Here is a 15791-nt window from a genome sequence, read left to right as displayed (position 1 = left end):
TAGACCACATGCCTGTGCGCAAAGAGTCGATCCAAATCATATCAGCAGTTCGTTCTAATCTGGAATCATGCATAATGGGGAAATCCTTTGAAATTCAACTTTTGCTCACAGCTTTGCTTGCAGGCGGACACGTTCTGATTGAAGACGTACCAGGAACAGGCAAGACGCAGTTGGTTAAAGCGTTATCGAAATCCATGCGCGGAGAGTACCGCCGCATTCAATGTAATCCTGATATTTTACCAAGTGACATCACGGGGGTATCCGTTTTCCATCCACGTGATGAGCGTTTTTACTTCCGTCCGGGTCCGGTCATGACCAATATTTTGCTGGCAGACGAAATTAACCGGGCAACTACGAAAACGCAGTCCGCATTGCTGGAAGTCATGGAAGAGCGCAGTGTGACGGTAGATGGCGATACGTATGATTTGCCTCATCCATTTATGCTCTGTGCAACCCAGAATCCAATTGATTTCGAAGGAACATACACATTGCCGGAAGCACAGCTGGACCGGTTTATGTTGAAAATAAGTCTGGGTTATCCCGACAAGGATATCGAGAAAACGCTGCTGAAGCAGCATCAGTCGGGTCAGCCTGTTGATCGGCTTGAATCCGTAACCCATATGGATCAGATATCAGCCATTCAACAGGAAATCAAGGAAGTATTCATCGGTGATCCGGTCATGGATTATCTGCTTGATGTCGTTCGCAAAACTCGCTCCCACCCATCCGTATTGCTGGGCGCCAGCCCGCGGGCAGCCATTTCATTTATGATGGCCGTGAAGGCTTTTGCCTTTTTGCAAGAACGTGACTACGTGCTTCCGGATGACGTGAAAACGATGGCACCTTACGTCATCTCCCATCGGATTGTGCTGCGTCCCGAATCGAGACTGGACAGCATGAGCTCCGAAGCTGTATTAAATTCCGTACTTCAGCAGGTTCGTGTGCCCGTCTCCATGGGGCAATAATTGATGAAGCCGCTTTTGAGTACATTCAGAAGGGGAATACGCCACCCCCGCGTATGGAGCATCGCGGCGGTGTGGATGTGCTGTTTGGCTTATGTTTTATTCCAGGGAGGGAAGACCTCCCTGATGTTGCTGTCGATGGTGACTCTACTGTGTATTTACCTTGCAATTGCTGGTTTTAGCGGTGTACGGCGTACTCATGGCGTGCGCAAGCTCTCTTCTGGTCAGGATCATGAAGAGCTGCTGCATGCGGGTGATCAGGTACAGGTAAAGTTAAGTCTGAACATCCCGGGATTTTTACCCCTTCCATATGTGGTTGTGCGCGAAATGTTGCATCGGCATAACGGCGAATCCTGGTCTTTCAAAGAAAGCCTCATTCCCAGCATGCGAGGGTATGGTGAATTGTCATTTCAGACCCCACCGCTGGAGCGAGGAAAGTATGTCTTTTCCGAAACGGAATGTGCCAGCGAGGATATCTTTGGTCTGATCGAGCATCGGGGAACGTTCAAAGCTAAAGGCGAATTCCGGGTGCTGCCGCGGACGGTATTTATACCGTACTGGCAGCTGTATGACCGCAAATCACGGTTATCTGGTCCACAGACAGCCTTGACTCGCTCACGCAGGGAAACGACCCAGATTAACGGCGTGCGTGACTACGTTTATGGGGATCGCCTTTCCCGCATTCACTGGAATGCAACGGCTAAGACGGGAACGTGGAAGTCCAAGGAATTTGAACATGAGTCAGTACCGAAAACGATTCTGGTGCTGGATGCGCTGTCAGGCAGCTATGAACATGGTGAGGCCTTTGAACTGGCTGTGTCCACGGCTGCTTCGCTGCTGGAATATGGTACAAGAGAACGAATGGGTATGGGGCTGCTGACACTGTCGGAGAAGACATCATTTTTTGCTCCCAGTGAAAGTCCGATGGAACGGCAGAAGATGATTCATCATCTGGTAGATATCCAATATAACGGCCAGGAGAATCGGCTGCTGCCAGGTGTCGAGAAGATGTCACGTCAGTTTCCTCAAGGCGCGTATTTTGTAGTGATATCTCCCCAGAAAGATGAAAAAGTTCTCGAACTGCTCAGATGGGCTGACACACGGGGGATGACTCCTTGTCATATTCTGATTGAACCCACTGATTCCCGCCGGAGTTCCGAGTGGAATGCGATGCTGCGTGGAAGAGGCACAAGATCCTTTACCGTTTCCCATTTGCAGGAGCTTCCAACGGTTATGGGGGGAGGTAGTGTATGAGTACTAAAGGCCAAGAGCTGACATTGGGGAGAAGATCCTGGTATCATGCAGCTTCGTTGCTCTGGATTTTCCTGATTGGCATGCAGTGGATATCATTTACACAGGAATCCTGGTATACCGAGACCACTTCATTGGTACTGTGGACGCTCGCTGCGGTCAGTATTCTGGAAGTTATTCTGCCTTTCAAAATAATGATTCGAACCATAATCAAGGCGATTGTCCTTGTATATATTTTGCATAAGACATTAATTGATTACACGGTTTATATTCCTTACGGCACGTTAATGGAGCGTACAGAGCAATTTGTGCTGCACCTGAAACCTTACATCTGGTTCTCCCTGTGCGCGTGGGTGATGCTTGAAGCTGCCCTGCGTCTGGTGACTACAACGCGCCGAATTCTCGTTTTTCTGGGCATTAACATTATCTCGATGGGAATTCTGGACTCTTTTACCCAGTTTCCACTCTGGATTGAAATCGCCTGGGTTATGTTTGCAGGAATGGGATGGCTGGTATGTCAGCACTTCCGTAATTTCCAACTGCAATATCCACAAGGGTGGAAGCGAATTATCCGACATCCCTATAAAATTCTGGCGAACATTGCAATCATATTCTCTCTGATTATCGTAGCCAGTGTGAATATGCCGGAAGTCCCTCCTACCCTTACTGATCCTTATACCGCGTGGCGTAACTACACCGGAAGTTCGGGGAGTCAGACAGGCAACGGAACACTGGACATTCCGACAGCTACCGAGTCAGGATACAGCAGGGAAGACAACCAGCTTGGCGGAGGATTCAACTTCGACTATACACCTGTCATGTCCGTCACTACCAATGAGCGCAGTTACTGGCGCGGTGAGACGCGGGCAGAGTATACGGGAACAGGTTGGGATGATCGCGGACGAGGTGCGACAGAGGATGTTGAAGCGGGACAAGCTCTGGAGAATGATGAACCCGGAAATGTAACCACCAAGCAAGTCACTCAGAAAGTGACGATGTTGAATGATAACGTGTATCCGATCCTCTTTGGAGCCTATTCCATCTCGGAAGTCACATCTGTCAATGGTGAAGCGAATTCGGACCGGATGTTATGGAATCCGGAGCAGGCAGAACTTCATGTCGTAACAGACCGTCAGCAACCGCAATATCCGAAGACGTATACGATTGTATCCGAAGCGCCAGTTATTGTGGAAGATGAACTCCGTACCAAATCTTTTGATGATCTGTATACGAGCAACCCGGCAGACGATATGTACCTGCAGCTGCCATCCAGATTCCCTGATCGGGTGACGGACCTGGCCGCTGAAATTACAGCATCAGCAAATACGCCGTATGAAAAAGTGGCATTACTACAAAACTATTTACAACAAAATTTTGATTACACAAACAATCCGGATTTATCCCGAAAAGTAAGCAGTGATTTTGTAGAAGGATTTTTATTTGACATTCGTGAAGGGTATTGTGATTATTTCTCGACTGCGCTGGTTATGATGGCGCGCTCTGAAGGGATTCCTGCTCGTTGGGTGAAAGGGTACGCACCTGGACAGCTGTCGCTGAATTCAGATATGCAGGCCCCTCGCCAACCTGGGGCCGAGATCGAGACGACTTATACTGTAACGAATGCAGATGCACATTCTTGGGCTGAAGTTTATTTTGGCGAGTATGGCTGGATTCCGGTTGAAGCGACGCCAGGCTTTGACATGCCGCTGCTCACGGAACAACCAGATGTACAGCCTGTAGATGAGCCTGAAGAACAACCTGAAGAGGAACCGGTAAAAGAGGAAGAGCAGACTCCTGCGCCTGAACAGGCTTCATCCAGCATCCCGACTTTTGTAATCTGGGCTGCGGGAGCCATCATCGTATTGTGGGTGGCTTATATGTTCTGGCGAAACCGCCTCTCGCTTCGATTCTTCGTGCTTCGTCTGCGGACAGGTGGACCGCTAACGCCTGAACAAAAGGTAGTGGCAGAGACCGAACGCTGGATTCGATATGTGAAGCGCAAAGGGTTAACTCGAAGCGGCGACGAGACACTTCGTGAATCGGTAACTCGCTGGAGCCAAGCGAAACCAGCTGCAGCAGCGACATTGCATGAACTTCTAGCGAAGTTTGAACAGACTCGCTATAGTCCAGCGTCTGTAACTGCGGACGACTGGAAGGCAGTCTATCAGACCGCTTCGAAGCTGCGTAAGGAACTTAAAGCGGAACGGGCGTAATGTCGCCCGTCCCGTTTTTCCTTTTTTCCTATGCCATCAGGCGCTGTATGCATTTTCAGGAAAGACGGATTTGTGATATAGTGTGTCGTATGAAACTGAGGTGACTTCTTTGTTTGAAATGTTAATGCCCAAGCTGCGTGTAGACACGGTTTTTGACATTAATCTGGAAGAGCTATACGCTCAAGGCTACCGTGGAATTATAACTGATCTGGACAATACACTCGTTGGGGCCAAAGCTCCTGACGCCACGCCCGAACTGATCGAGTGGTTCGCACGTGTCAAAGAGGCTGGTTTCCAGCTCATGATTGTGTCCAATAACAATTTGAATCGTGTATCCCTGTTTGCGACGCCACTGGATATCCAGTTTGTGCATAGTGCACGCAAACCATCGAATGTTCCGTTTCGTAGAGCAATGAAAATGATGGAGTTAACTCCTGAAAAAACGATTGTCGTAGGCGATCAGATGCTTACAGATGTCTTTGGAGGTAATCGACTGGGACTTTATACGGTTCTGGTGTTGCCAATCTCCATCGGAGATGAGGGCTTCATGACCCGCTTCAATCGGCGCGTGGAACGGATTGCTCTAACGAGTTTGCGCAAGAAAGGCTTATGGCTTGAGGAGGAAAAGAAGAAATGACAGAACCGCATAACGGCAATATTGCCGTAAGGTGCAGCGGATGCGGAGTGCATCTGCAAACGGAAAACCCGGAATTACCAGGATTTATCCCCGAAAAAGCGTTGGATCGTGAACCCGTCATTTGCCAGCGTTGTTTCCGTATCAAAAATTACAATGAGTCATCATCCGTTACAGTGGATCAGGACGAGTTCCTGGCCCTGCTGAGCAAAATCGGGGATAAGGATGCACTTGTCATCCATATCGTTGATTTGTTTGACTTTGATGGCAGTATCATCTCTGGTTTGCAGCGTTTTGTAGGCAACAATCCGGTATTGCTTGCCGTAAACAAAACGGACTTGCTACCAAAAGTAACCAACTGGAACAAGGTCCGCAATTGGGTGCAGAAACAGGCCAAAGAACAAGGTTTGCGTACGGTAGATGTCGTTCTGTGCAGTGCGAAGCAAAATCAGGGCTTCGACCGACTGCTTGAGCTTGTTGGGACGTATCGCGGAGATCGTGACGTATACGTGGTTGGTGGTACCAATGTGGGTAAATCCACACTGATTAACCGTCTGATTCGTGACTACAGTGATCTCGAGCAGGAACTCACAACATCCCGCTATCCGGGGACGACGCTGGATATGGTTAATATTCCACTGGACGATGGAAAAGCTATTATTGATACACCGGGAATTGTATACCCTTGGCGTTTCAGTGAGATTGTATCCCGTAAGGATCTGGCTGCCATTATGCCGGAAAAACCGCTTAAACCGGCCGTTTACCAATTGAATTCTGGTCAGACGCTGTTCTTTGGCGGTATGGCTCGTTTTGACTTTGTAGAAGGAGATCGTCAGTCCTTTACATGTTTTATCAGCACTGCGCTTGATATTCACCGGACGAAGTTGGAACGTGCAGACGACTTGTATCGTGACCATCTGGGTGAGTTGCTGTCTCCACCAACACGTGAAGATGCAGCAGATATGCCTGAATGGACCAGACATGAGTTCCGAATCAAACGTGGTAGTCAGTCGGATGTATTCATTTCCGGACTGGGCTGGATTAAGGTTAACGGTGAGAATGGGGCCCTTGTAGCTGTTCATGCTCCAAAAGGTATTCGTGTATTGATCCGCCCATCCTTGATCTAATGTAATCACAGTAGCATTTTCATCAGATCGGAGGCGGAAGTATGTCGGAACAGAAAAAAACAAATCCTTCACTACCTGTCCTGCTTGGCGTCATGGGTGATCCTATTGCACATTCCAAATCGCCTGCCATGCATAATGCGGCTCTGCAGGCTGCAGGAGTGAATGGAATGTATATGCCACTGCATGTTCGTCCCGAGCAGCTGGAATCAGCCATTCGAGGCATTGTGGCGCTGGGGTATCGTGGTGTGAATATAACCATTCCGCACAAAGAACAGGTCATGCAGTATCTTGATGTCATTGATGAAAGTGCACGCCTGATTGGCGCGGTGAACACCATTGTTAATGAAGAAGGCAAGCTGACCGGGTATAATACGGATGGCATCGGTTATGTGCGTTCCTTGAAGGAAGAAGCTGTTCCTGAACTCGCAGGCAAACGTATCGCTGTACTGGGGGCTGGCGGAGCAGCGAGAGGTGTGATATACGCCCTTGCATTGGAAAAGCCTGAACAGATTAGTATTCTTAACCGTACAGCCGACAGAGCCGTAGCCCTTGCTTCCGATCTGCGGGCTCATGGACTGGGCGACATCACGGGTAGTGGAATGGAAGATGCTGCTGCGGTACTGGCTTCGGCAGATATCGTGATTAACACGACAGCCGCAGGCATGCATCCGCATGTAGATGACGTGCCTGTTGATCCTGCACTCATTCGAGCAGGCGCAGCAGTAAGCGACCTTATCTACAATCCGCTGGAAACTCGCCTGCTTCGCGAGTCAAGGCAGCGTGGATGTACTGTGCATGGCGGTCTTGGTATGTTTATATACCAGGGTGCGGTAGCCTTCGAGCACTGGCTCGGCATCCCGGCGCCCGTGGAGACGATGCGGCGAGCTGTGTTAGACAGTTTTTAATATTGTAAAAATATAATTGAACGGTCAGGCCCCGACAGTCATTGTGCTGTTGCTGAGGCTTGCTCACCATAAGGAGTATGGAGTATTCATGTTAAACGGTAAACAAAAGCGCTTTTTGCGTTCACAGGCACATCATCTGACCCCTGTATTTCAAATCGGCAAAGGGGGAACGAATGAGCACCTGTTCCGTCACATCGAAGATGCGATTGAGAAGCGCGAATTGATGAAAGTGCAAGTGCTCAACAACAATGACGAGGACAGAAAAGAGATGGCCGAAGAAGTTGCCCGTGAAACGGGTAGTGAGCTTGTACAAGTCATCGGTAACACAATCATCCTGTACAAAGAATCGCGCGATAACAAACAAATCGAACTACCTAGATAAGGGAGTGTGACGCGGGTGAAGATCGGTATCATGGGTGGTACGTTTGATCCGATCCACATGGGACACCTCCTGGCAGCTGAAGCGGCAAGGGATTCGCATGCACTGGATGAGATCTGGTTCATGCCTTCCCATGTTCCACCTCACAAACGCGGCGCCGGAGCTTCGGGACAGCAACGTCTCGATATGACGGAAGCGGCTGTGAAAGGTGTGCAGCAATATGAGGTGGTGGGTATCGAGATGGAACTTGGCGGAGTGTCTTATACCATTGATACCATGAAGGAGCTTTGGCGCCGCTATCCGCAGCATGAATTTTACTTCATTGTTGGAGCGGATATGGTGAACTATCTTCCCAAATGGGAGCAGATCGAAGAGCTCGCCGAACGTTTAACCTTCATCGGTGTGGGAAGACCGGGATTCCAGTTACATCTGGATGATCTACCAGACGAGTTACAGGATCGGGTCCTGCTGGCCGAGATGCCCTTGGTCGATATTTCATCGACAGCCGTACGCAGACGTCTTGCCAAAGGTCATTCGGTTCGTTTCATGATTCCTGATGAGGTGCACCAATACATTGTAAGGAGCGGTTTATATGGAACTAAGCCGTGACGAACTGATCCGCGCAGTTTCCGGTCAAATGCCAGAGAAGCGTTGGAAGCATACGCTGGGTGTCATGGAGTCGGCAGTGTTATTGGCTGAAAAATATGGTGCTGATCCTGTAAAAGCGGATTTGGCAGCAATCTTGCATGATGTGGCCAAGTATTGGCCCGTATCCGAGATGGAAGCGGTCATCCGTGATAATGGTTTAAACGAAGAACTTTTGCAGCATGACAAGCAGCTCTGGCATTCCGAAGTGGGTGCTTTTGTTGCCAAACGTGACTACGGCATTGATGATGAAGAAATTATTAATGCTATTCGCTGGCATACCTCAGGTCGAGTGGGCATGAGCCTGCTGGATAAAGTGGTATGTCTTGCGGATTATATTGAACCGGGAAGAGACTTCCCGGGAGTAAATCATATTCGCGAACAGGCTGAGCTCAGTCTGGAAGAAGGTCTAATTGCCGGTTTTGACTCAACGATCAGCTTGTTGATCTCGCAGCGCCGTGTCATTTACCCTTTGACCATGTTGTCGCGGAATGACTTGATTGCACATTTATAGATTAGATTATGGAGGTTGGTTCATGACAGTATCATCGAAAGAACTTATGAATATGGCGGTTGCGGCCGCTGACGATAAAAAAGCATCCAACATTGTAGCACTGGATCTGATTGGTATCTCGCTGGTAGCGGACTATTTTGTTATCTGTCACGGGAATTCCGATACTCAGGTACAGGCGATTGCAACAGAGATTCGTAAACAGGCGCATGCTGCCGGCGTGAATATCAAAGGCATCGAAGGTATGGATTCGGCACGTTGGGTATTGATGGATATGGGTGATGTGGTTGTTCATATCTTCCACCGCGACGAGCGTGAGTATTACAACATTGAACGACTGTGGTCTGATGCCAAAGTGGTGGAAACGGTATGAGTTTGATCGCAGGAACAGTCGTCAACTTGCCGGTTTCACGTGAAGTGTCTCCATTTGGCTACTTTTTGACGACAGGATCGGAAGATGTACTGCTTCACTATACGGAGCTCACACGGGACGTGAAAATTGGAGAAACGCTGGAGGTCTTTCTGTTCTTTGATACGGAAGATCGCCTTGCGGCAACCATGAAAAAACCATATCTCACTCTTGGCGAAATGGCACGTCTGGTTGTGGCTGATATTCACCCACGCCTCGGCTGTTTCCTCGAGATGGGGCTTGGGCGGCAATTGCTGCTCCCGATTCGTGAGCTGTCTGAATTGGAAGAGCTGCGTCCCCAGGTGGGCGATGAAGTCTTTGTTATTATGGAACATGACAAGCAGGGACGTTTGCGTGCGAAATTGGCCGGAGAACGTGAGCTTGCACCATTGTCTTTCCATGCGCCAACCTCATGGGTTAATCAATGGGTTGAAGCTACGGTGTACAAGACACTTCAGATGGGTACGTTTGTACTTGTTGAAGGTGGAGTGCTGGGATTTGGAGCCATTGGCATGATCCATTCCTCGGAGCGTAACCGGATGCTGCGTCTGGGTGAAAAGGTAAACTGCCGGGTAACTATGGTCCGTGAAGATGGACGTGTCAATCTGGCAATGTCTCCTCTCAAAGAGGTTGGTCGCAACGAAGATGCAGACAAACTGCTTGCTTTCATGAAAGAACGCCCTACGGGCGGCATGCCGTATTCGGATGCAACCCCGCCGGACATCATCAAGCAGCGCTTTGGTATTAGTAAATCCGCTTTCAAACGGGCCTTGGGCAAACTGATGAAGGACGGTCTGGTAACTCAAAAGGAAAACTGGACCTATCTGACAGAGTCTGTACCTCAGGATCAGAACGAGGACAAGTAGACAAACAGGTTTCATGGATCAAGTATGCGCTTGAATCCACAAGTAAAGGCAGGGCAAGGCTGGGTGAACTCCGGACGCCCCTGCTTTTTCTTTTGTTCAAAAGAGATTCGAAAATGAAATTGAAAGTGCGGTGCCTGACATGTCTTACCGGAAATTTGCCTATGTGTACGATGAATTAATGGAGGATATGCCTTATCCGGACTGGATAAGGTTTGCGAGAACGGCTTGGGAACGGCATGGCATGCCGAAAAGTGTGGCTGAACTGGGCTGTGGAACCGGCTCAATTACGATCCCACTGGTGAACTCCGGCTTTGAAGTTACAGGTATTGACCTGTCGGCGGACATGTTGTCTGTTGCGCGCAGTAAAATGGAGGCCACACCTCAAGGCCACCGCTTATATCGGGAAGGTAGTGTCCGCTGGGTCCAGCAGGATATGCGGGACTGGAGAGTTCCGGAGCCTGTGGACTCGGTGATATCGTTCTGTGATTGCGTGAATTATCTGCTTGAAAAAGAGGATGTCGTTCGTACCTTTCAGCGTACTTACGAGATGCTAAAGCCGGAGGGCACATTCCTGTTCGATGTACATCATCCGAATACCCTTATTCGATACGAAGAAGAGCAACCATTTGTGTTGGACGAACGCTCCGTATCGTATATTTGGACCTGTGATATGGATCAAGATCGGTGTGAGATAGAGCATCATCTAAGTATATTTTCACGTGTGGCTGAGAGCGGCAAGGATATGTACCAACGGTTTGAAGAGGTTCATGTTCAGCGCGCGTATGATCCGGACTGGATGAAGCTGGAGCTCACGAAGGCCGGCTTCAGAGATGTACGTGTATATGCTGATTTTGAGTGGAAAGAGGCGGGAGAAGGCGCACAGCGTCTATTCTATGTAGCCGTGAAATAGGAGTATGATATAGAACTGTCCTTATGATGTATAAGGGCAGTTCTTTGTCTATAAGATTGTTTTTTTATATGTAATAAAAGTTATTGCCAGTAGGGTTAAAGGAAGCCATAATAGTTGGATGGAAAACGTTTTCTAAATAGTAGAATCTTGAAAATTTAATTCCGGGTGGGATGTAGAATGGAAAGTACATACAAAACAAGGCTGACTTCTGAACAATTAGACAGAATTGTGCAGCAGCACTTTAACACAGGTATCCAAGAATACAAAGAGATGATCGACGGCTGGGCAAACCACGCTTACTTTATCACCAAGAAAGACGGACAGAAGGTTGTACTCAAAATTGCTCCTTCTAATGGCATTAAGCTGATGCGCTGTGAACAGCAAGTTATGGTTGCTGAGGTTGAGGCACTACGACTTGTGGCAGAACTTCAGGATGTACCCGTTCCCCGGGTATTGGCCTACGATCCATCGCTCACCCTGGTTCCGGCAGAATATTTTATTATGGAATACATGCCAGGAACGCCGTATAACAAAGTCAAAGATCAGTACAGTGCAGAAGAGCAGGAATCCATAGAGCAGCAGCTGGGTGCCCACAATCGTCGAATCAATGAAATTAAAGGAGAGAAGTTTGGTTACTTTTCCTCAAAGAAACCGCATTATACGACGTGGAGAGAAGCTTTCCTTTGCTTAATGGATGATATGCTGGGAGATAGCAAAGCAGCGGGTGTGGAATTTTCGATTCGTTATGAGGAACTGGAGCGTTTGATTCAAGAAAAATCGGATGTGCTGGATGATGTCAAAGAGCCTGTGCTTGTGCATTGGGATTTGTGGGATGGGAATGTATTTGTGGAGGCGGGGCAGATCACTGCCATTATCGATTTTGAACGTTCTCTTTGGGCAGATCCTCTGATGGAGCACTACTTCAGTCATTTTAATAATACACCGGGATTCCTCAAAGGCTATGGTAGAGCAGTTACAACAGACAGTGAACGAAGAAGAAGAAGTTTATATGATCTGTACTTTGATCTGGCGCTGAGAATCGAGTGTCCATATCGTCAATACGATAACAAGGAACACATTCAGTGGTCGATTGATAACCTAGAAGAAGGAATCAAGCGATTCCAGTCGTCTTAATTTGTATACTGATGCATGGCATTGCTTATACTCAACAGACAGTGTAATATTGACTTTAATGCTGTTTTTTTATATAATGTTTCCGATCATATCGTATACATATTTCGATGATAAGGATCAGTAGTGAGTCCTGTACATGACAGAGAGCCGGCGGTTGGTGCAAGTCGGTTGACAGTATTTCACGAACTCGCCTTGGAGAAATGCGGTGATTACACCATCTTGCAACCGACTCATTAACACTCCGGTTCAGGAATGGAAATCCGCATCGGTTAACCGCCGTTACAGGTCCAAAGGGAGTGGATGACGAAGCACGATCGTCCGCTAACTAGGGTGGTACCACGGGAATTCAACCTCTCGTCCCTAGCGCTGCAAACGCTACGGGATGCTGAGGTTTTTTTGTTGCAATAAAAGCGAATAACCAGAGGAGGAACAATAGATGAGTGAGAATCAACAGCCGAAACACGGCTATAAGCCACAAGACATGGAGAAAAGTTGGCAGCAATACTGGGATGACAACAAAACGTTTAAAACGGGTGAGGACCCGGCTAAACCGAAGTTCTATGCCCTGGATATGTTTCCATATCCATCCGGCTCAGGCCTGCACGTAGGTCACCCGGAAGGATACACGGCAACGGATATCGTATCCCGTTTCAAACGTATGCGCGGCTTCAATGTATTGCATCCAATGGGTTGGGACGCTTTCGGCCTGCCTGCTGAGCAGCATGCATTGGATACTGGTGAGCATCCACGGGATATTACATTCCGCAATATTGACAATTTCCGTCGCCAGATCAAATCACTGGGTTTCTCATATGACTGGGATCGTGAGATCAGTACAACAGACCCTGACTATTACAAATGGACGCAATGGATCTTCATCCAGTTGTACAATAAAGGCCTGGCTTATGTAGATGAAGTGCCTGTGAACTGGTGCGAAGCTTTGGGTACAGTACTGGCGAACGAAGAAGTTATCGATGGCAAGAGTGAGCGTGGTGGACATCCGGTCGTTCGTAAACCGATGCGCCAATGGGTATTGAGAATTACGGAATATGCAGAGCGTTTGCTGGAAGACCTGGAAGAGCTGGACTGGTCGGAAAGTATCAAGGATATGCAGCGCAACTGGATCGGCAAATCGACCGGGGCGGAAGTTACTTTTGCCATTGAGGGTCATGAAGAAGTCATCAAAGTGTTTACGACACGTGCAGATACTTTGTTTGGCGCAAGTTATGCTGTATTGGCACCTGAGCATGAGCTTGTGGAAGTCATTACAACGGCTGAACAGCGTGAAGCAATCAAGTCATATCAGGAACAGGCTGCTCGCAAAAGCGATCTGGAACGTACCGATTTGGCTAAAGACAAAACGGGTGTGTTCACAGGAACTTATGCAATCAATCCGGTAAATGGAGCGAAGGTGCCAATCTGGATCGCCGATTATGTTCTGGCTGGATACGGCACAGGGGCGATCATGGCCGTTCCGGGACATGACGCTCGTGACTGGGAGTTTGCAAAACAGTTTGGTCTGGACATCATCGAGGTTGTACAGGGTGGCGACGTGACACAAGAAGCGTATTCCGGAGACGGACCGCATGTGAACTCCGATTTCCTGAACGGATTGAACAACGAAGAAGCGATTGCGAAGATGATCGCCTGGTTGGAAGAGAACGGTAAGGGACAAGGCAAGGTCACCTATCGTCTGCGCGATTGGCTGTTCAGCCGTCAGCGTTACTGGGGTGAGCCAATCCCGATTCTGCATCTGGAAGACGGAACGATGAAGACGGTGCCGGAAGATCAATTGCCTTTGCTGCTGCCGGATATTGACCAGATCAAACCTTCGGGCACTGGAGAGTCACCACTGGCGAATGTTACGGAATGGGTTAACACCGTAGATCCGGAAACGGGAATGAAAGCACGTCGCGAGACGAACACAATGCCACAATGGGCCGGTAGCTGCTGGTATTACCTGCGCTTTATCGATCCGCACAATGACAAGGAACTGATCTCTCAAGAGAAACAGCAGCAGTGGCTGCCGGTTGATCTGTACATCGGGGGAGCAGAGCACGCAGTGCTTCACTTGCTGTACGCTCGTTTCTGGCATAAAGTGCTGTATGATCTGGGTGTGGTGCATACCAAAGAGCCGTTCCACAAACTGGTCAACCAAGGTATGATCCTGGGAACCAACAATGAGAAGATGAGTAAATCCCGTGGTAATGTTATTAACCCGGATGAGATCGTTAATGAATTCGGTGCAGATACATTGCGTCTGTATGAAATGTTCATGGGGCCTCTGGAGGCTACAAAACCGTGGAACGCTAACGGGGTTGAGGGCATGCATCGCTTCCTGTCACGTGTATGGCGTCTGTTCATCAACGAAGATACAGGTGCAATCCATGACAAGATCACAGCCGATGGTGGAACCGATGAGTTCAAGCGCACTGCACACAAGACAATCAAAAAGGTTACAGAGGATCTGGAACATCTGCGTTTCAACACAGCGATCAGCCAGCTGATGATCTTCATCAACGATGCATACAAAGCAGATACGCTGCCGCGTGAAGCCATGGAGAACTTTGTACAGCTGTTGTCACCGCTGGCACCGCATATGGCAGAGGAGCTGTGGAGCCGTCTCGGTCATGAAGGTGGAATCTCTTATGTAGCTTGGCCTGAGTATGATGAGTCCATGACGGTGGATGCCGAAGTGGAGATTGTTGTTCAAGTGAATGGCAAAATTGTAACCCGTGCTACGATCGTGAAGGATCTGGACGCACAGGGCATGCAGGACTTTACAATGGAACTGGCACCTGTGAAGCAGGCACTGGAAGGCAAGACCATTCGCAAGGTCATTGCCGTTCCAGGCAAACTCGTTAATATTGTTGCCGGTTAATCTCACCGGTTTTGAATAGTTCATCCAGCTTCAACAAATCTTCATCATATTTGTCGTGAGTCGTCTGGATCAGACTGTCAAAAACACCATTCAGACTTACCTTTAGCAGGGCAAGTGCCTGTGCGGTGATGCCGCCAGGTACAGCCACGCGAGCCTGAAGTTCTTGCGGGGTGTATCCTCCTTCGGTGAGCAGCTTGCCTGTTCCCAGGAGCATCTCGCCGGCAAGAGCGCAGGCGTCGGCTCGTTTGATGCCTGTAAGCTTGACGGCACTCTCGATCCATTGCTCCAGAAAGAACGATATGAATGCAGGTCCGCAGCTGGAGAAGTCGGATGTGATCCGGGTACAGGCTTCATCCACTTGATAGGGTCTGCCGATATGACTGAGCAGCCCTTCCAGCACAGCGCGGTCTTCGGTAGTCATTCGCTCACCGTGAATACACAGGGACGCTCCGCTGCCGACCTGGTGCGTAACGCTGGGGATAACTTTGGAGACTTTGCAAGGAAGTGAAGATTCCAGATGGCGCAGCTGCACGGGACTGGTGATCGAGACGATTATATGATTGGGATTCACGACAGGCAGGATGTCGTCAATGACATGTTTGAATTCAAGTGGCTTCACGCACAAAAAGATGATATTGCTGCGGATGACGGTTTCCCGGTTGCTCTGTGATTCATGCAGACCGGGGTAACGGAGGGATAACTGCCGTACTTTGGAAGGGGTTCTATTGCTGGCGGCGATCTGCCGTGGCTCAAGTGCACCGGATTGAATCAAGGCATAGATCAGCAGGCTGCCCATGCTGCCGGTTCCGATAAATCCAACCTTCATTGTTCAGGCCTCCTTTCATGCTTTACGGTAATGGCGCAGTTCTTTCCCTCTAGTGTATGCGTCAAGACCTGCTTCACATGACATGAAAATAGTACAGCTTGGTTTACCAGGCAAGTCCAACGGTTCGGAAGCACCGCC

At 48.9% G+C, this 15791-nt stretch carries 15 protein-coding genes and 1 other annotated feature; of the genes, 14 read left to right on the top strand and 1 reads right to left on the bottom strand.

The window, feature by feature from the left end:
• The first annotated feature begins 8 nt into the window (after nt 1-8).
• From HP548_RS25625 to leuS, 14 genes are all read left to right on the top strand, one after another.
• On the top strand, nt 9-965 hold the full coding sequence (locus HP548_RS25625) for an AAA family ATPase (RefSeq protein WP_053781313.1): 957 nt from the start codon (nt 9-11) through the stop codon (nt 963-965).
• 3 nt (nt 966-968) lie between these two features.
• Nucleotides 969-2216 carry a DUF58 domain-containing protein gene (locus HP548_RS25620; RefSeq protein ID WP_099858434.1) on the top strand — a complete coding sequence of 416 codons (1248 nt, stop codon included), beginning with the start codon at nt 969-971 and terminating at the stop codon, nt 2214-2216.
• Complete coding sequence (locus HP548_RS25615; protein WP_175383184.1) at nt 2213-4426, top strand: transglutaminase TgpA family protein; 2214 nt, start codon at nt 2213-2215, stop codon at nt 4424-4426. The genes HP548_RS25620 and HP548_RS25615 overlap by 4 nt, the downstream gene beginning before the upstream one ends.
• A gap of 109 nt (nt 4427-4535) precedes the next feature.
• Entirely contained in the window at nt 4536-5063 is a 528-nt protein-coding gene (locus HP548_RS25610) for a YqeG family HAD IIIA-type phosphatase (protein ID WP_076288052.1), read from the top strand.
• Complete coding sequence (gene yqeH / locus HP548_RS25605) at nt 5060-6187, top strand: ribosome biogenesis GTPase YqeH (RefSeq protein ID WP_024628522.1); 1128 nt, start codon at nt 5060-5062, stop codon at nt 6185-6187. Before HP548_RS25610 ends, yqeH begins: the two co-directional genes overlap by 4 nt.
• A gap of 41 nt (nt 6188-6228) precedes the next feature.
• The gene (gene aroE, locus HP548_RS25600; protein ID WP_175383183.1) at nt 6229-7092 is read left to right on the top strand and encodes a shikimate dehydrogenase; all 864 of its coding nucleotides are present in this window, start codon (nt 6229-6231) and stop codon (nt 7090-7092) included.
• Between the two features lie 88 nt (nt 7093-7180).
• Nucleotides 7181-7474, top strand: coding sequence for a ribosome assembly RNA-binding protein YhbY (gene yhbY, locus HP548_RS25595; protein ID WP_063567269.1), 294 nt, complete (start codon nt 7181-7183; stop codon nt 7472-7474).
• 15 nt (nt 7475-7489) lie between these two features.
• On the top strand, nt 7490-8080 hold the full coding sequence (locus HP548_RS25590) for a nicotinate-nucleotide adenylyltransferase (RefSeq protein WP_175383182.1): 591 nt from the start codon (nt 7490-7492) through the stop codon (nt 8078-8080).
• The gene (gene yqeK, locus HP548_RS25585; RefSeq protein WP_072734523.1) at nt 8064-8630 is read left to right on the top strand and encodes a bis(5'-nucleosyl)-tetraphosphatase (symmetrical) YqeK; all 567 of its coding nucleotides are present in this window, start codon (nt 8064-8066) and stop codon (nt 8628-8630) included. Before HP548_RS25590 ends, yqeK begins: the two co-directional genes overlap by 17 nt.
• A gap of 22 nt (nt 8631-8652) precedes the next feature.
• Entirely contained in the window at nt 8653-9000 is a 348-nt protein-coding gene (gene rsfS, locus HP548_RS25580; RefSeq protein ID WP_072734522.1) for a ribosome silencing factor, read from the top strand.
• The gene (locus HP548_RS25575; RefSeq protein WP_063567272.1) at nt 8997-9902 is read left to right on the top strand and encodes a CvfB family protein; all 906 of its coding nucleotides are present in this window, start codon (nt 8997-8999) and stop codon (nt 9900-9902) included. The genes rsfS and HP548_RS25575 overlap by 4 nt, the downstream gene beginning before the upstream one ends.
• 139 nt (nt 9903-10041) lie before the next feature.
• Nucleotides 10042-10812 (top strand): class I SAM-dependent DNA methyltransferase, encoded by a 771-nt coding sequence (locus HP548_RS25570; RefSeq protein ID WP_076288056.1) that lies wholly within the window; start codon nt 10042-10044, stop codon nt 10810-10812.
• 177 nt (nt 10813-10989) lie between these two features.
• Nucleotides 10990-11946 (top strand): phosphotransferase family protein, encoded by a 957-nt coding sequence (locus HP548_RS25565; RefSeq protein ID WP_175383181.1) that lies wholly within the window; start codon nt 10990-10992, stop codon nt 11944-11946.
• 98 nt (nt 11947-12044) lie between these two features.
• Nucleotides 12045-12311 (top strand) — a binding site (T-box leader).
• A 71-nt stretch (nt 12312-12382) separates the two neighbouring features.
• Complete coding sequence (gene leuS / locus HP548_RS25560) at nt 12383-14827, top strand: leucine--tRNA ligase (protein ID WP_175383180.1); 2445 nt, start codon at nt 12383-12385, stop codon at nt 14825-14827.
• On the opposite strand, the gene comER is transcribed toward leuS, so the two are convergent.
• On the bottom strand, nt 14808-15653 hold the full coding sequence (gene comER / locus HP548_RS25555) for a late competence protein ComER (RefSeq protein WP_064636343.1): 846 nt from the start codon (nt 15651-15653) through the stop codon (nt 14808-14810). The two genes, leuS and comER, sit on opposite strands and share 20 nt — an antisense overlap.
• Nucleotides 15654-15791: the final 138 nt, after the last annotated feature.

It is taken from the genome of Paenibacillus taichungensis, assembly GCF_013359905.1.
Lineage (GTDB): Bacteria > Bacillota > Bacilli > Paenibacillales > Paenibacillaceae > Paenibacillus > Paenibacillus taichungensis.
Note: the sequence above shows the minus strand (reverse complement) of the source record. Positions and strands in the feature narration are given on the sequence as shown.